At 27.2% G+C, this 19675-nt stretch carries 9 protein-coding genes and 1 tRNA gene; 9 read left to right on the top strand and 1 reads right to left on the bottom strand.

The window, feature by feature from the left end; all coding sequences use genetic code 4:
- Window positions 1–15 precede the first annotated feature (15 nt).
- The 4 genes from EXC28_RS02455 (at window position 16) to EXC28_RS02440 (ending at window position 5011) form a co-directional block, all read left to right on the top strand.
- Complete coding sequence (locus tag EXC28_RS02455) at window positions 16–1014, top strand: nicotinate phosphoribosyltransferase (RefSeq protein ID WP_029330048.1); 999 nt, start codon at window positions 16–18, stop codon at window positions 1012–1014.
- Window positions 1015–1662: a hypothetical protein gene (locus EXC28_RS02450; RefSeq protein ID WP_029330050.1), complete on the top strand. Its 648-nt coding sequence runs from the start codon at window positions 1015–1017 to the stop codon at window positions 1660–1662.
- Between the two features lie 82 nt (window positions 1663–1744).
- On the top strand, window positions 1745–3604 hold the full coding sequence (locus EXC28_RS05890; protein ID WP_051622550.1) for an endonuclease: 1860 nt from the start codon (window positions 1745–1747) through the stop codon (window positions 3602–3604).
- A 57-nt stretch (window positions 3605–3661) separates the two neighbouring features.
- A complete protein-coding gene (locus EXC28_RS02440; protein ID WP_084271865.1) occupies window positions 3662–5011 on the top strand; it encodes a Sapep family Mn(2+)-dependent dipeptidase in 1350 nt (449 codons plus the stop codon).
- Between the two features lie 3726 nt (window positions 5012–8737).
- Here the strand turns inward: EXC28_RS02440 and EXC28_RS05885 are convergent.
- Complete coding sequence (locus EXC28_RS05885) at window positions 8738–11527, bottom strand: lipoprotein 17-related variable surface protein (protein ID WP_029330057.1); 2790 nt, start codon at window positions 11525–11527, stop codon at window positions 8738–8740.
- A gap of 330 nt (window positions 11528–11857) precedes the next feature.
- On the opposite strand from EXC28_RS05885, the gene gyrA reads away from it, so the two are divergent.
- From gyrA to EXC28_RS05875, 5 genes are all read left to right on the top strand, one after another.
- Window positions 11858–14566 (top strand): DNA gyrase subunit A, encoded by a 2709-nt coding sequence (gene gyrA / locus EXC28_RS02430; protein ID WP_036437364.1) that lies wholly within the window; start codon window positions 11858–11860, stop codon window positions 14564–14566.
- A gap of 16 nt (window positions 14567–14582) precedes the next feature.
- Complete coding sequence (ychF, locus tag EXC28_RS02425; RefSeq protein WP_029330060.1) at window positions 14583–15686, top strand: redox-regulated ATPase YchF; 1104 nt, start codon at window positions 14583–14585, stop codon at window positions 15684–15686.
- Between the two features lie 18 nt (window positions 15687–15704).
- Window positions 15705–15778 (top strand) — tRNA-Trp (locus tag EXC28_RS02420).
- Between the two features lie 139 nt (window positions 15779–15917).
- Window positions 15918–17600 (top strand): hypothetical protein, encoded by a 1683-nt coding sequence (locus EXC28_RS05880; RefSeq protein WP_029330061.1) that lies wholly within the window; start codon window positions 15918–15920, stop codon window positions 17598–17600.
- 23 nt (window positions 17601–17623) lie between these two features.
- Window positions 17624–19591, top strand: a complete 1968-nt coding sequence (locus tag EXC28_RS05875; RefSeq protein WP_029330063.1) for a hypothetical protein — start codon at window positions 17624–17626, stop codon at window positions 19589–19591.
- The last annotated feature ends 84 nt before the right edge of the window (window positions 19592–19675 follow it).

The raw sequence follows: 19675 nt of genomic DNA, 5'->3' as shown, positions 1-19675 counted from the left end.
TAAAGGAAGATGAATATGAATTTAAAAGATCGTATTTCTATATATTTTTATAAAACACAAAAAATTGCTAAAAAATATCATAAAGATGACATTATCACATTACAATTCTTTCAAAGACATAATGATGTTAAATTGTGCGGTATGAATGAAGTATTGACATTATTAAAAGAAAAAACTGACATTACTAAATATACAATTAGATATCTACCAGAAGGCTCAATTATTAATAACCGTGAAGTAGCACTTGAATTAGAAGGTCCATATTACGAATTTGGAATTTGAGAAGGAATTATTGACGGAATTCTAGCTAGACAGACATCAATTGCTACAAATGCTTATCATGTAGTAAAAGCCGCAAATGGTAAAACTGTTGTAAGTATGACAGATCGTGCTGATCATTACATTAATCAAGAACGTGATGCTTACGCAATTGAAGTCGGTGGCATTAAAAATCATTCAACATTATTATCATCTAATCACGATCATTCAAGAACATATGGTTCAATGCCTCATGCATTAATTCAAATGTTTGAAGGAGATTTAGTTAAAGCTTGTGAAGCATATCACAAAACATTCCCAGAAGATCCATTAGTTGCATTAGTTGATTTTCACAACGATGTAATTTCTGACTCTCTTGCTTGTTTAAAGAAATTTGGTAAGGAATTAAAAGGTGTCAGAATCGATACATCAAAAGCAATGATTGACAAAATGTTTACAGAAGGCGAAGCAGAATTCGGTGTTACTCCAACACAAGTAAAACGTTTACGTGAAGCACTTGATTTAAACGGTGGTGAGCATGTAAAAATAACTGTTTCAAGTGGTTTTAATCCAGCTCGTATTGCTGAATTTGAAGCAGAAAAAACACCAGTTGATACATACGGAGTTGGTGCTTTTATGTTAAATATTAATATTAATTTTAGTGCTGATGCTACATTGATTAATGGCAAAAAAGTTGCTAAAGCAGGACGTGGTTATCTAAAGAATCCTAACTTAATTGAATTGAAGGTAGAATAAATGGAAAATAATGTAGAGAGAAGAAAAACAAAATTTACACCCCTTGATTTCTTAATCATTTTAATTATTGCAGCTTTTTTAGTAATTGGAGTTATTTTAATATTAGCTGCTAACCAAGTTTTAGGTTATATAAATAACGCATCTGTAATTACTTGCTATGTTTTTGGAGTTATTTCATTACTTTTATTTATCTTAATAGTTGTAAAAATAATGTTTATTGTTAAAAAAGAAAATATTTTTAGAAAGAATGCAATTGACGTTGATAAATACCTCGAAAATATTGATGCAGGAACACAATTCAGTGAAGATGAATTAAATACATTAAATGAGTTAAAACAAACAGTTGAACCAATGGATGTTGAATCAAGAAATATTTTTTATGCATATATGATTAATTTTGAAAGAAAATCATTTAAAAGACCTGATTTAGAAATTCATTCACATAAATTGAATTTATTGATTTTATTAATGATTGTAGAAGTTAAGAAATATTATCAATATTTTGACGTCTATCTAGCAATTGATTTTATGAAATCAATGAATAGCAAATTTTTATTAAGAGGTGAATATAAAAAATACCAAATTTATTTTGATAAATTGCGTGAAATTATTCACTTTACTGATGATTTTGTACAAGAAATGAAATAGCGTTTGAGTTATTTCGTTTTTTATAATAAAGCAATTAAAAATAGTAGAATTATATTAATCATACACAAAGGAACTTTTATATATGAAGCATCATAAATTAATCTTCGGATTAATAACATTACCTATGTTATTTGCTCCAATTTCTATGATTTCATGTGGTCAAACATTAGAAGAAGAAATGAAAAACCAATTGCTTGCGGCAAATTTCACTCTTTCTGATGAAGTGAACGGAAAATCAATAGATGAAATATCATCAAACGATTTCATTGCTACATTTGTTCCAAATTCAAAATTTAATGTAGTAAAAGAAATTGTTAATAAACAATCAAACAAAATAATCTTAAAAGTAAAAATCATAGACAAAGCCTCTTTAAAAGAGACAAATTTTAAAATTATTGAATTTGCTGTATCAAAAGGAAATTCAAATTCAAACAATGATCCTGAACAACCAGTAAATCCGGAGACAACTCCAAATCCATCAAACCCAGAGCAACCGGCAAACCCAAACCCGAAACCCGAACCAGAACCCGAAATTCCGACTCCAACTCCAGAACCATCTAATCCAGAAATTGCTGAATTAGAAAAAATGGTTAAGTTAATGAGAAACAATTTAAGAATGGTTTCAGGAAGTGAAAAACTATTTTACTATGCAGTAAATAATTCACATGAATTTGAATATGACTATAGATCTAAAAAAATAGTTTCTCACCCAGCGGGAACAAAAATCAACTGAAGAGATTCGAGCACATATTCAGTTGTTTTAGAATTAATTAACGATATTTTTCCAAATACAAACTATGAATTAGCTAATGCAGAACAACCTTATTATTCAAAAGGTTCTTGAAACGATATTAATAAAAAAATAAGCTTTGAAATAGTTAATGGAAATATTATTTTCAAACATAAGGTAGGTTTATTTAAAGGAAGAAATGTTGATGCAATTGCTTCTCAATCTTTATCAACTTCAGATTTAGGCAAATTACCTACAATTATTGATAATCCAAACGTTACTCCAGAACCACAGCCTCAACCAGAACCGGAACCCGAAATTCCTACTCCAACACCTACTCCAAATCCGGATAATTCATCAAATGACAATGGTTCATTAAATAAACACAATTCAATAGTTTACAATGAATCTGATAATTACTATTCATCATTAAATGGGTTAAGCGGAGATGCTTTAATTAATAATTTATTCACTATTCAAAAGAAAAATAGAGAACACGTTTTAGGATACAACGACTTATTTGAAACATACAAATATGCCTTTGTAGATAAATATTACGAAAAAGATGGAAGTGTAATGGATATTTATGGTGAAAACCCAAAAGGTAATGACCCATTTGTATTCTGACATGGTAAATATCGTGATGTTGGTTCAAGAGAAGGTGAAGGAATGAACAGAGAGCATTTAGTTGCTCAATCATGATTCGGTAAAGCAGCGCCAATGAGAAACGATGCTCATCACGTATGACCAACTGATAAAGTAGTTAATGCAAGACATAGTAATTATCCATTTGGAACTGTTACTAGAGCAACATATACTTCATTGAATGGTACAAAAGTTGGAACATCTGCTGAAGATGGAAAACCAGTAACAGAAGTTATTGATGAATTTAAAGGAGATGTTGCGAGAGCATTTCTATATGTAGCATTTACATACAGAGATAGAAACTTAAGATCAAATGAATCAGCGCAAAGATTCTTTATTGATTCAAAAAATACAATATCACCTGCGTTTCTAAAAACTATGTTAGCATGACACAGAATGGATCCAGTTGATCAATTTGATTTAGATAGAAACAATGGAGTTGCTTCAAGACAAGTTGTTAGAAACCCATTTACAGATTATCCTGAATTAGTTGATGTTATCTTTGGAAATAACGCAAATTATCAATTTACTAACCGTGGTGTTGCATTGAATGTTGTAAAAAGCTAGAACTATGTTCTAGTTTTTTAATTATTGATACAATTTATTCATAGAAAGAGGTATACAATGAAGAAATATATTCATTATCAACAAAACGATGTTGAATTTAAAGAAATGGTTCAACATATTGCTAATATCTGTGCTATTAAATCAGTTTCAGAAGAAAATCTAGAGTCAGAATATCCTTTTGGGATTGAAGTTGATAAAGCATGTAATTATGCTTTAAATTTAGGTAAATCCTTTGGTTTTAAAACATATAAGGATCCAAAAAATCGTTATGGTTATGTAGAAATTGGTGAAGGCGAGAAACAAATTGGAATTATGGCCCACCTTGATGTTGTTCCATCAGGTGATGAAAGTCAATGAATTTCAGATGCCTTCAAACCTTTAATTACTGAAAATGAAATTTTTGGACGTGGTTCTTTAGATGATAAAGGTCCAGCAATTATCAATATTTACGCAATGAAATATATTAAAGATAATAATTTATTAGCTAAAGATTGATCAATTAGATTAATTTTTGGCTTAAGCGAAGAAACAACTATGAAATCAATGAAATTCTATTTACAAGATTTTCCAGCTCCTTATATTGCTTATACACCGGACGGTGAATGACCATTGATTTATGCAGAAAAATTAGTTTACCATGTACAAATTAGTTTTCCTAAAATTGCAAATCTAGATATTCATGGTGGAGATGTAATTAATCAAATTCCGGATAGAGTATCAATTAAAAATCTAAATCACAAATTAATTAATATTAAAGACAGCGATTTAACAATTAATACAAATGAAGTAATTGTAAAAGGAATTGGTGGACATGGTTCAACACCTCATAAAGGCGATAATGCCATTTTAAAATTATTGAAATCATTAGCTTTAATTGAAGAATGCAAAAATAGTTCAGTTTTAAAATTTATTCAAGAGACATTCCAAGGAACATTTGAAATGAACAATGTTTTTCCCAACTTTACTGATTTTTCAGGAAGTTTATCTGCAAATTTAGGAATGATTAGAACAACAGATAAAACCCTTGATTTAAGTTTTGATTTAAGAGTACCTGTTTCACATTCAAAAGAAGTAAGTAATTTATTAGAGACATATTTAAATAATTTAGATAAGAATATTTCAGTTAAGTTATTAGGTTATAAACCAGCTAAATATATTCCAAAAGACGATCCATTGGTGTCAATTTTAATGGATACATACAACGAAAAACATAATGCAAATGAAGAACCGCTTGCAATTGGTGGTGGAACATATGCTAGATTGTTAGATCAATGTGTCGCATTCGGTTCAACTAAAATGATGCATTTAATGCATGGTCCTAATGAAGCTTTCTCTTTTACAGAAATTAGAGATTCACTGGAAATATATATCAATGCATTAAACAGATTGCAAGAATATAAAAAATAAGGTTTATTTAGCCTTATTTTTTTCTTGTTTTTGAAATATAAAGTTAAACTAATTAACAATACAGCAAAGACAATAACAGGAACAACCACTGATAAAACAATATGTGTTGTCATTGAATTACCACTATTGTTGTTTTTGAATTGATTGTATTGAATTTTGCTTTCTTCTAATGATAATAATAAATTATCATATGCTAGTTTTAATTCATCAAATGTTGCATTTTCATTGTTAAATTTAATTTTATTTTCTTCCATTGCAGCATTTAATTTATTGATTAAGCCAGGGAATTCAGCAAGGTTTTCGCTGATGTATTTTTCAATGTTTTGAATTAATTCGTTGTTTAATTGTTTAATTTCTTCAATTGAATTTTTGTTATCAGAAGGTTCTGTTGTTTCTGTGTTTGGTTCCCCTGGTTGGGTAGTATCATTTGAACTAGAAGATGAAGAATTGTCTTCCCCTTCATTTGTATCGGGTTGTGAATCTGTTTCTGTTGAATCAGTTGTCGCACCATCATTACTTGTTGTTTCTTTTTCTTCAGTGTCGATGTTTGAACTAGTATCAGTACCCGGTTCTGGAGATATATTGGTTTCTCCATTTTCTGTTTCTGTATTGGCCTCATTAGATTCTGAACCAGATTCTGTTGTGTCAGGAGGTGTTGTTGTAGAATTTGATGATTCTGAATCACCATTGTTTGAATTTTCCCCTTCATTTTCATTGGTTGAAGGCGGATTAGTCATAGGAGGTTCGTTTGGGTCTGTCTTTTCAACAATTAAATCATTAAATGCATTTTCTAAAATAGTTTTAAATTTATCATTATATTTTTTAAGAACAGAGTGATTGGTTTCTTTAGTTTTATAACTATTAATATCTAAAATAATTTCTTCCAGATCATTGATATATTCTTGTTTGATTTTTAAGAATTTTTCGCTTTGTCTCAATGAATTGTATTCATTATTTATAGTATTGCTTACAGTAATTTCGCTTGATAATTTAGATACTTCTTCCGCGTTGTTTTGTAATTCTAATTCAGTAGTAGAAACTTTAATTAGATTTAAATAATGATTGTATTGATTATCTGATAAGTTATTAAAGCCATTTAAATAACTACTGTTTAGATGAAGTTTTGCATCTTCTTGAATTGCATTAAATTTAGCATTTAATGCATCAATATCGTTAATCTCCGCAACATCAGTTCTATATTGATTAATAAATAATAAAGGAACATCTAAATTGCTGATTTGACTTTTAATTATAGTTCTTTGTTTTTCTAAACTAATTTCTGTTTTAAGGTTCTTGATGTTATTTATTAAATCTAAATGATTATCATAGTTATAATCAGTTAATTGACTAACATTTTGTAATTCTTCAAATAATTGTTGATATTTATTAATTAATTCATTTGAAACATAATTTCTATTGTCATTTGCAAAAGAATTGTTTGCAAGTATTTGATTTGTTTGGTTAACAATTAGTTCGTATTTTTTAATTGATTCCTTAATATTTTTTAAATTATATGAATTGATGTTATTAATTTGTTTCACGACTTCAGCTTGCAATGTATTTCATTGGTTGTTATAGATAGAAGATTTATGTAAAGTATTTAGATCTCTGCTGAAGTTATCAAATTGACCCAATTGTTCAGTGAAGAATATAATTTGTTTTTCAATTAATGAATTATTAATTACATCTTGAAGTTCAAAATTAAATAACTTATTAATAACTTCAATATTTTTTGAACATTGAATTATAATTTCATTTTTTGCGTGTTCAATTAATCAGTTGTAATTGTTTCAAATCTCTCAATCGCTATTTACAAATGATTCAGTTGGTTTGACATATGGATTAATTGAATTAATGAAATTATAAATTGTTGCAACATCATTTAATGTATTAATTATTGCACTATATTTTTCTTCAAAAGCTTCATTTGTTAAACTAGGTAGTTCGCTATTAAAAGCTTTAATTTTGTTATTAATTGTTTCTTTAAATTGAGTGTATGCTGCCAATAATTCTGAATTTAAAAGATTGTTTTGATTGAAGATATTATCAATTTTTGATAAATTTTCCATATATGAATTAATTATTGCTAATCCTTGAGAACCATATCATTTTTCTCAAATTTGTGATTTATTTAGTAAATCATTGAAGGTTTGAATTGTTGTATCATTTTTGATTTTGTTATCATATAGTTCAGTTAAAGGGGTAATGAAAGCATTGTCTATTAACGTTTTAATATCATTATAAATGTCATTATCTGCATCATATAGTTTTTTAACATTTTGAAGTTTGACAATTAATTGATTAATATGGTTTACAAACGTTTTATCTCATGTTACATATTTGGTAATTGTGAATTCATTATATTTTCTTGATTCGTAGAATTGATTTTTTGGTGTTAATTTAAAAAATTCCAATGATACTTTTTGTCCATAAACTAATTTATTATTTAATGCAATACTATTTTGAATATTGTTAAGGGTTTGTGTTAGTTGATCGTTGATATAAACATTGACATTCATACCATTTACAGATGAAGGAACACTAATTGTATTGGTATAATCGATAATATCTTGAAATTCTCTTTCGTTTGAATGTTGTAATGGGCCAAGTACATTTCTTGATATTTGGCCATTGGTGTAGTAGAAGTTTCTTTTAATTATTTCCCCAACTAAAGATATACCAGGGAAATCCATTACAACAGTTCCAAGTTTATATAGTTGAGGATTATTTACTAAATATTCATAAATTTTTGGATTTAATGCTCTTGATGTATGTTCTGGTTTTTCTGAATTTGCTCTACTTACGAAATTGACATAATATTTTCTTCCATCATCATTTTTATTGGCTTCTTCAAGAAATTCCTTAACTAATTCCTCTTTAGTTTCATGCTTTGTGTTGTAAAGATCTTGTTGTAATAGGTGGGAATTTCTTCATACATTTCCTCATTTAGGGTCCTGATTGATTAGATGATGGAAATGGTTAAACATAAACATTTTCCCTCTTAGTTGTTTTACAGTGGGATTGATGTTTTTGTCTCTTTGACTATTGTTGAAGAAGAAGTTTTGATATTTTGGTTTTTCTAAAACATTTAGCAATCAACTTTCCCATTGTGTATCTCTACTATTAACTGATTCATTTTCATCTTTAATTCTAAAAATAATGAATTCAGTTGGGTGTTCTGTTAAAAATTTAACAAAATTATCTAGTAAAGGTTCTAATTGAGTTTGAGATCAAGCGGCCCCATGTCTAATTCCTAAATCTGAGGTTCTACCAACTCTTATATCAAAAAATCTAATCCCCATTTTCAATTGGTTATCAAAATTTCTTGATTGTGTTCATGCATAAGGTCAACCAAAAGATCACACAATACCCTTACCGCTGAACATTGCTGAATCATGGGTACCAGGCAGACTTAAATCTGCAAGACGTTTATTGTCATTTAGATCTGACATTCAATCATTTCAATCAACTCTAACGTTTTCTTTTAACTCATGAGTCTCATCTTGCAAATCGGTTGGCAAAATTTTGGCACTAATTAAAGCAAAAGGAATTGCGCCAACAACTGGTGATAATATTAGGAATAATTTATTACGTCTCTTCATTTTTTCTCCCTCATCAATTCGAAATTATTTAGATATTATATTTTAATTGCTTTTTAACATTTTTAAATAAATTTCAATATAATTGAAATAAAAAAAGAGCAAGAGCTCTTTTTAATTAGTATTTTTATGCTTGATTAGGAACGATAATTGTGTATGTATCACCTTTGTCTTCATCTGAGAAAGGAATAATAAAATCAATTTTTCAACCTTCATCTGTTTTTTTAGGATTTAGTGCTTTTCTGTTTGCTTGTGTTCCACTATATAACATATTGTTTAGTAGTAATTGTTTATATCTTGGTTCATTATTCATTGCTTCATCTTGAAAAATAATGTCTAATACGATGTCGCTGCTTTTTGCATCAGCACTCTTAACACCAACTTTAAATGTACCATTTTGAATATATAAACCACCATTTGGTTTATAACCTTTTCTTTTCGCCACTTCTTCTAATAAAGCAGATCATGAAGTTACATTTAAAAGAGTATTGGTTTTAGCTTTTTCTCTCATTTCATTTAACAATGTAGCATCTGATTTATGAATTTTAAATCCATCAAATGTTGTTTCTTTGCTTTGAGTTTGTTCATCTTTAGTTATAGTTGTTTTTACAACAAGTTTTCCAAGTTCGTCAGTAGCGGTTAATTGATGTGAAACAACTACTTTTGAAAGATTACCTGAAGGTTCGGTAACATTTAAGTTTGCTTCTGTGATTGTTGAAGCTAGGGTTTCTGATTTGTTTTCAACGTTAATTAGTTCAACTGAAATTTTTGTAATTAAATCTTCAAGATTTAATGAACTTGTAGTAAAACCAGTAATTATATATTCTTTTGAAATTGGCATTTCATCTTTTGTTAATGTTATTTTAACAGTTATGGTTCCATCAACGTCATTAGCTTTTTCAGCAACTATTTCTTTAGTTAAAGTAATACCTTCTTCAGGAATGTATTCAGAACCATCTTTTTGAATAGTGATATTGTTTGTATCACTTGTAGCTGATGGAGATTGATTCTTGCTTGAGTAATCAACTGTTAATGTATTTAGGATTGTACCTAATTCAGTTTCTTTAAAGCCATTGATAGTTACATGTTTTGAATCACTGTATACAGTTGTACCAGCACTATCTGTATAGCTAATTGTGTAGTTGAATGAGATTGAATTGTTTGAAGCATCTTTTGCAAAATTGTTGATATTGATTTTTGCACCTTCAATATTAATTTCAGGTTTTACAATATTATCTTCAACTGCATCATTTGAATATACATTTGCTTTATCGGTGTATTCAAATGATTTTTCAATTTCAGCTGCTTTAGCATCTAGAACGTCTTTTGAGGGAAGAGCTAAACTAAATGTTAGTTCAACTGGTTCAAGATCAATTCTTTGTTCTGTTTTTACATATGAGAATTTACCTAAATAGAAAGTAATTTTGTATTGATTGTTATCTAATTTATTTAATAATACTTTGTTTCTTGCTGCACTTTTTGCAAATGTTTCGTCAAATTCAGATCATAAGTTTGTATCGCTTGATAGACTTAGACCTTCTTTTAATTTAAAGATATCTAATTTTTCAGGAGTATTTCATTTACCAGTGAATAAAGTTCCTGTTTTGAAATCAAATGATAGTAGATCACCGTCGCTTAATTCTTTTAATTTAGCTTCAACGTTGTATGTATTAATCAATACATAACCATTATTTTTTAATTTTTCTTTTTGAGCTAAAATAACATTTGTATCAGTTGGGAATAGTTCGACACTTTTTGTTACTTCTTTTGAATCAACTCCTTCTCTTGAAATAACAAATTTGACTTCTCTATATCCACCATTTAATTCTTCTTCTGTTGCAGTTTCATTAATAAATGCCATATTTTTAATTTCATACATTGCAGATAAAGCATTTTCACCATCTTTAACTATAACTTCACTTAATTGTAGATCAGAAGCTAATTGATAGTTTTCTGATGTTGAATCAACTGTTAATGTTTCAACTTTCTTATCAACTTCTTTTTTAAATGATGAATAAACTGTTTGACTAACTGTTTTGGTTTCAGAAATGTTTGTTTCATCAGCTTTATCAATTACTTTATAAGTAATATTCACTTCTGTATCTGATTCTTTTGAGATTGATTCAATTGCAAATTTAACAATTGATGCATTATGACCCGTTGCAAGAACTAAATTGTGATTTGCATTAATATCTTCATATGTTGAATTTTCACCTGATATTGAAATGGTAATAGCATCTAGTTGTTCTTTTAATTGTTCAGCTGTTAATCTTACAAGAGGAGCTGCGGTTTCTATTGAAACAATACGAACACTTGATTGATTATTTGCAAAATTTTTGTCAGTTAGTTGAATAGAAACATTTACATGTGTATCATCTGCCTTTTCAACAGCAGTTATAGCGCCATTAACTTTTGTTGTATCAACAGTTAATGTTAGTAAACCATGATTTGCAACAACATCATCAGCATTTGATTCGCTATTTGTTAAAACAACTGTCGCACTATTTAACAATGTAGTTAGTTCATCAGCTGTTAGTCTAGTTACTTCAGGTGTTTCTGGTGTTGGTGGCGTCACAGGTTGAGCTTGTAGTACAACTGTTACTGTTTTTGATACATTGTCTTTGTAGTTTTTATCAACAACGTGATAAGTAACATTAACACTTTGTTCATCCTTTTTAGTTATAGAATCTTTTACAATATTGACTTTGGTATCTTTTGTAGTTAAAGAAACTAAGCTGTTATTATTTAAAATTTCCTCTACTGTTGCATCGGTTTTGGTTAATGATACAACAACTGAATTAACTGATTTAGTTAATTCTTCCTGACTTAATTTATTTCCACAAGAGATAGCTGCTATAGGTGTTGTTGCGAGCGTTGCAAGCGAAACAAAACCTAATAAAAATTTTTTTAATTTCATTATAAATAATCCTTTCTTAAATAACTAATTTAATAATAAATTAAATTATTAGTATTCAATGATAATCTTGATTATTACAAAACTATGTTGGGAAATTTATGATATTTAAGCGATTACGCCCATTTTGTAATGATTTTGTATTATAATTTTTAGTTGTGTTTTCATAAAATAACAATTTTCTTTGAAAAGGGGAAATTTTTTTATATCTGAAATTAATATTTTTAAGAATAAATTTCTTTAATTTTTTGACCAAATTTTGTATGTCAATTTTTGTATAGTCTTTTGTGCTATAATTCTTTAAGAATTATTTACTTGAAAGGAACCATAATTATGGCTATTAATGAAATCAAAGATGACGAATTAGAAAAGAAAGAAAATCAAACTGATGATAATAAATATTATGATTTTGATGACACAATAAAAAAGGTGTTTGAAGAAGAAAAACAAGAGATTGTAGATGAAGAAGAGGATATTCCTCAAAATAAAGAAGATTACCAAGTACAAAGTCAAATTCTTGAAGTTGAAACTAATGGTTTAAAACCAACTGATTTGGTTAAGGTAATGAAAAGCTCATTTATTGAATACGCAATGAGTGTTATCGTATCACGGGCATTACCCGATGCAAGAGATGGTTTAAAACCGGTACATAGAAGAATACTATATGGAATGTCAGAATTGGGTATGTTTCATACAGTACCACATAAAAAATCAGCAAGAATTGTCGGGGATGTATTAGGTAAATATCACCCACATGGTGATTCATCTGTTTATGAAGCTATGGTTAGAATGGCTCAAGATTTCTCACTACGTTATCCATTAATAGATGGACATGGTAACTTCGGATCTATCGATGGTGATGGTGCAGCAGCGATGCGTTATACAGAAGCAAGAATGTCAAAAATTGCTTCCGCTATGGTGGATACATTAAAGAAGAATACAGTTGATTTTATTGATAACTACGATGGTTCTGAAAAAGAACCAGTTGTATTGCCCGCTAGATTTCCTAACTTGCTTGTTTCAGGAACTAGTGGTATTGCAGTTGGGATGGCAACTAATATTCCTCCACATAACTTAAATGAAATTATTGATGCAGTTTGCGCATTAGCTGTTAATAGAAATATTTCAATTGATGAATTAATGCAATATGTTTTAGCCCCTGATTTCCCAACAGGTGGAACTATCTTTAATAAAGCCGGTTTAATTGAAGCATATAAAACAGGACGTGGTTCAATTACTATGCGTGCTAAAGCACATATTCAACAATTATCAAATGGTAAAAACAGAATAATAATTACAGAAATTCCATATGAAGTTAAGAAAACTGAAATTATGGAAAAAATTGCTGAAAATATTCGTGCTAAAAAAATTGAAGGAATTTCTGATTTCAGAGATGAATCAAACCGTGAAGGAATTAGAATTGTTATTGATGTTAAAAAGACATTTATTCCAGAAATTATTTTAAATAACTTATACAAATTAACTAGATTGCAAACAAACTTTTCATTTAATATGATTGCATTAGTTAATAATGAACCAAAATTATTAAATCTGAAAGAATGTCTAGAGGTTTATTTAGAACATCAAATTTCTGTTACTACAAGAAGATTGCAATTTGATTTAGATAAAGATTTAGCAAGAGCACACATTCTTGAAGGTTTAAAAATATGTGTGGAAAATATTGATGAAGTTATTCACATTATTAAAACCTCAAAAACTGATGCAGATGCACAAATTACATTGCAAAATCGCTTTGGTCTAACTGAAATACAAACTAAAGCAATTGTTGATATGAGATTGGGTAGATTAACTGGTTTAGCAATTGAAAAAATGATTGAGGAACTTGCACAAGTTAATGCAAGAATTGAAGAAATTAGAGCAATTTTAAATTCATATGATTTATTAATTCAATTAATTATTAAAGAATTACAAGAAATTAAAGAATTATATGGAGATAAACGTCGTAGTGAAATTAATTGAGATGAATTAGGTCAAATTGATAACGAAGATTTAATTCCACAAAAAGACGTTGTTATTACAGTTTCAAGTAATAGTTACATTAAAAGAATTGATATTGATGAATATCGTGAACAAAAAAGAGGTGGTGTTGGTTCGCAAACTGCCAAGACTTATGATGATGACGATATTTTAGATGTACTTGTTGCTAACACACATACAGATTTATTAATCTTTACCAATCAAGCTAAAGTATATAGAATTAGGGGTTATGAAATTCCTGTTGGTTCTAAACAATCAAAAGGAGTTCCAATTATTAATGTAATTCCATATATTTCAAAAGAAGAAAGAATTGTTAAAATCCTTTCTGTTAATGAATATCCAGATAATAAATATTTAATTACTGCAACAAAAAATGGAATTATTAAGAAGACATCACTTGATAATTACGAAAGAATCAATCGTGCCGGAAAGATTGCTTTAAGTATTCGTGAAGATGATGAATTAATTGATGCAATTGTTGTTTTTGATCATGATGAAATCGTTTTAGCTGGTTCAAATAATAGAATTGTACGTTTTGATGTTCAAGACATTCGTTCAATGGGAAGAACAGCAGCTGGTGTTAAAGGAATTTCATTAGAAGAGAGTGAAAAAGTTGTAAGCATTTCATCTTCAAAAGATGGAAAATATGTTTTCTCTTTAGGCCAAGAAGGTTTTGGAAAGATGTCATTAATTGATGATTATCGTAAAACTAGACGTGGTGCCAAAGGGGTTATTGGTCTAAATTTAGATAAATCAGGTAATTTAGTTTATTCATCAGTTGTACATGGTGTTGAAGATTTAATTATTATGACTAATGACGGAGTTGCCATTAGATTTAGTCTAAAAGATGTGTCAATATCAGGCAGAAATACCAAAGGTGTTAAATTAATTAACCTAAAAGGCAAGAAAACAGAAATTGTTGGTGTTGCTAAAATATATGATGAATCTGATGAAATTAAAGATCGTGAATTGACAGAAAATGAATATCTTGAAGTAACTCAAGAGTTTAGTAGACCTAATATTCAAGAAAACGAAGAAGAATAAAAAATAAGGAAGAATTATGGGATTAAAAGCGGGAATCGTTGGATTACCTAATGTTGGTAAATCCACATTATTTTCAGCATTAACTTTAAACGAAGCTGAATCGGCAAATTATGCTTTTACAACCATCGAACCTAACGTTGCAATTGTCAATTTATACGATAAAAGATTATATGAATTAGCCAAAATTGTTAATACCAATAAAATCACTCCAGCAACATTTCAATTCGTAGATATTGCCGGTTTAGTGCAAGGAGCATCGAAGGGTGAAGGACTTGGTAATAAATTTTTATCAAACATCCGTGAAGTTGATGCAATTGTTCATGTTATTCGTTGTTTTGAAGACACAAATATCATTCATGTGAACAACAAAATTAGTCCAATTGACGATTTAAACATCATTAATATGGAATTGATTTTAGCTGATTTACAAACAATAGAAAATATCCTAAATAGAATTGGTAAAAAAGCACAAAATTCAAGTGATAAAGAACTTAAATTTGAATATCAAACCATTTTAAAGATTCAAAAATTGCTTGAAGGTGAAATAATGATTAAAAATGGTGATTGAACAGAAGAGGAATGAAAAATTGTTAAATTCTATCAATTCCTAACTGCTAAACCAACCATTTATGTTGCTAATTTAAATACAGAAAATTTAAAAAATTTAGATCAAGCTACTCAATATCAAAAACTAAAGCAATATCTAGAAGAGAAATCAGAGATACTAATACCAGTATGCATCAAACTTGAATATGAATTATCTCAGTTTGATGAAGAAGAAAAAGAAACCTTTTTAAAGGAATATAACGTCAAAGAATCTGGGTTGAATTTAATTATTAAAAAGAGTTTCTATATTTTAAATCAAGCAACTTATTTTACCGCAGGTGAAATTGAAACCCGTGCTTGAGTATATTCGCAAGGTCAAACAGCACCTGAATGTGCTGGAATTATTCATACAGATTTTGCAAAAAAATTTGTTAAAGCTGAAGTTATTAAATATGAAGATTATATTAAATATAATGGTGAAAAAGGTTGTAGAGAAAACGGGAAGATCAATTTAGAAGGAAAAAATTATATTATGCAAGATGGAGATGTGTGTTATTTTAAAATAGCTAAATAAATTTTTTCTTTTTTATATAGGGAATTAGTTTAACGGCAGAACAAAGGACTCCAAACCCTTTGGTGTTGGTTCGAATCCATCATTCCCTGCCAAATCAAAAACGACCAAAGCAATAAAAGAAATTTAAAAATGAATATTTTTTTGTTTAAATATTCGTTTTTTTTTTTTTTTATTTTTGAAAATCAAAAATATAATAAAATAAAGATATTTGTAATAAAGGAAAATATCAATATGAATGAAGTTAAAAAATCAAAACGTAAAAAAATTGGAATAACTTTAGGTATTATAACAGGATTAGTTGTTGTTCAATCTTTAGCAACTGTTGCTGCTATTAAAATTAAGTTTGATCATAATAAAAAAACACTTTTAAGTTTAGCGAAAAAATATAATGAGGAATTTAATGAATATAAATCAATTAATAACGAATTGAATAATTCAATTTCTGAATTGCAAAAAAATTGCTTAGAAGCAATTGATTTTGCTAATAAAGCTGATTCAATCTCGGAAATTAATAAAAAAATTGATATGTTAAAATTGTATCGTAATGCTACTGAAGAACTAATTATTAAATATTTACGTTTTTCTCTAAAAGATAAAGTATCTGATGCGAAAAAAATAATTGATAGTGAAAGCGAATTAGAAAAATATAAGTCCGCATATATTACTTTTAAAAATGCAATTGATAATGTGCTAAATACCTTAGAACCTAATTCAACCTATTTAGATATTGTTAAAAAAATTGATTTATTTAATAAGGTTTTTGAAACTTTAATTCTAGATAAAGAAGAAATTGATTTTCAAATTGAAAAGAAAAATTTTGTTGAGAAAATGGAGAATGTCAAAAACACTTACTTGTGATTAATAGATGTAATTAAGGATACTGAAAAAATAGATTTGTTAAAGCCTCTAAAAACGTTTATAAACAATGTAAATCTAGAAAATATCAAAAATAATTCAGTCTTATCTTCTTATAAAGCGAAATTAAATGAAATTTTATTAAGTATAGATACATATGAAGAACAAAAGATTCAAGAAATTAATAAGTTAAATGATTTATATTCTCATATTATCAATGAGGAGCTTCCATTATATTCTGACCCAATCCTTTCAGATATCAAAGATGAATTTGAAACAATAATTAATAAAAAAGTGTCTTCAAACCTTTCTTATAATATAAGTAAAACAGAAGTTGAAAACAGAATTGCTGAATTGAGTGATGCCTCAAAAATAGCAAGTAGTAAAAGAAGCAATAGAATGGAAGATGTTTCAACGCTAAAATCAAGTATTAAAAATGTGACTCATGATCTTTCAAATTTTTCTTCAACGTTGAAAGATAATGTCTATTTAACTGAATTAGATTCTATAGTAACTGAAATAGTTGAAAATAGTAACAAAATTAATCTTGATAATATTTCATTTAATGAATTAAAAGAAACAAATAATTATCTACATGCAAAATTAGAATTGATATCATTAAAAGATCCGGTCGAAAAATTATATAAACTAAAATATGACATTGAAAACTCATTCACTTCTTTAGATCCAAGGGTTAAACAAATGTTTGGCAATTCATTAATCTTAAATATAAAAGAAATATCTCTACAAAATATAAATGAATTAATTTCTAAGTTTGAATTATGAAAAAATAACTCAATAGAAATTAATAAAATATTTGAAAAAATTAATGCAATTATACAAAGTCATGATTATATAAATTTAAGCAGTGAAGAACATAATGGTAAATATATCTTAATTAAGAATCAATTAGATAATATTTTAAACGACGTTATTTCTAAATTAAATTTAAATATAAACGATGCTAATGAATTTAATCATTTGAACACATTAATTACTAATGCGTTTGCAGATGCTATGAAAAATAAAGAAGCAATTGATACTTCTTCATCTAATTAGTTTATTATGAAAGGAAATATAAAATGATAAAAAAGAAATTATTATCTAGCCTTTTAGTTGTATCCACATTAGGATTAACGGCAACAACATTTGCTATTTTGATTAATAAAACAACTTTTAATACTGATGAAGAGAAAAAAATTTTAAATCGTATTGCTAGTTATAAATGATTAAATAATGAAATCAGTCGAATAAATAATGATATTAAAAATTATGAAAGCGCAAAAATTTATATTAATCAGAATTCATACAATTCTTTGTTAGAAAGAAAGAAGAATAACATTAAATATTATAAGAAATTAATAGCCGATAAAACAAATGCAAAAATAAATGAAATTATTAATAATTTTAAAATTAATTCTGTTTATGAAAATGTTGAATTTAAGCACGCTAGATTTCTTCCAAATGTATCATTTCCAGAAATTGATTTTAATGATGATTTTTTAACCACATTAAATAAATATGATAAGACTATAGAAGCATTTGCCGAAATGAAGTCGTTAGAGGATAAAATTTCAATAATATATCCTGAAGAATTCAATACTCTTGAAAAATATTTAAGTATTTCAGATTATATTAATAACAATTTAGTTATTAATATGACTAAAAATATTAATGAAAATTTAAAACAGAATTTAGATAAATGAAAATCTTTAAGCATTGATGAGCAATTTAAGAATTCAAATTCATTTAAAGATTTGTTTGCCGATTTAGAAATATATATTAATACAATCAAAACAGAATTAGGAAAACAAATTGATTTACAAGAAAATTTTGATACTCATATGCTTATTTCTCGTATAAAAAACGCATATAAATTTTTAGAAGATACAATACAGTCAAATAATTTAAATAATAATGCCGATTTAAATCAAACGACAGTTGATGCAATATCAGAATCAAAGCTAATCATCAATTCATTTAGCAATTTAATTTCTAATTCTAAAAATATTGATGAAAAAGATTATAAATTGAAATTAAAGGAAATTTATGACTCTGCAATTAGATTGTTAAATAAAATAAACCATTTACGTTCAAATATTGTTCTTTATGTCATGAAAAATTTTGGTTTTTCATATTTAGAAGAAACAATGAATGATCAAATATTGAATGATTATTTACAAGAATATAAAAACAATTATAATTCGTTTGTTGGCTTATTTAATGTATTAAATTATAATGAAACATCTTTAAGAGAACTTTTAAATACATCAGACAAAATATCTCAATATATTGAATCATACAACTCAACTAATGATATTTATTTTAATAGATATGATCTTAGAAAAAGAAATTTAATAGCAAAATTGAATGCAGAATTTATTAAACAACAAAAATATACAGATGTAATTTCAACATATTTTATTTCTGACTTTAATTATTATATGAATTATGGTCCTGATAGCGAGAAATTTAATGTTTACGAAAATAATTTGTATAAAAATGAAGAGTTAAAATGAAGCTTTATGAGTAAAATATTTAATAAATATTTAGCAATAATTAATGAAATGCGGAATGAGTTTTATTTTGAGAAATTAATGAACGAAGAAGAATTGTTAAATTTAAAGCGCCAGTTTATTACAGAGCTTAATGAGGGAATAAAAGCAAACATTTTAGCTAAATCAAATGAAATGGCAGTTGAAATAAAAACAATAATTGAAAAAGCAATTGAAACAAATGATTTTAAAACTTTAGAAAATGAAGACGTTCTTTTCTTAAAAGAACAATTAATTTTAATTAACGAATGTATTGATAGAGACTTAATTTTAAATTCAATATTTTTTAATTTAGATTTAATAACCAATGAGGATTTACTTACCTCCGAATGAAAACTAAACCAAGAAAATAAGATTAACCAATCTGGTTTTATAGGTTCATTTATTCCGAATTCAAATCAACCAATTCAATTTATTTCAAAAGATGGAGAAAATAAAACAATTAATATAAAGAAAGTTTGAGAGCTTGTAAAAGTTTTACAACAACAAATTTAATAATTAATAAATAAAACCTGCAAATATTTTTAAAAATTTGCGGTTTTTTTATGAAAATAAGCGCAAAGAAATCATCTTTATATG

The sequence above is a fragment of the Metamycoplasma cloacale genome (assembly GCF_900660735.1).
Taxonomy (GTDB): domain Bacteria; phylum Bacillota_I; class Bacilli_A; order Mycoplasmatales; family Metamycoplasmataceae; genus Metamycoplasma; species Metamycoplasma cloacale.
The sequence above is the reverse complement of the archived record's forward strand: the minus strand, read 5'-3'. Positions and strand labels throughout refer to the sequence as shown.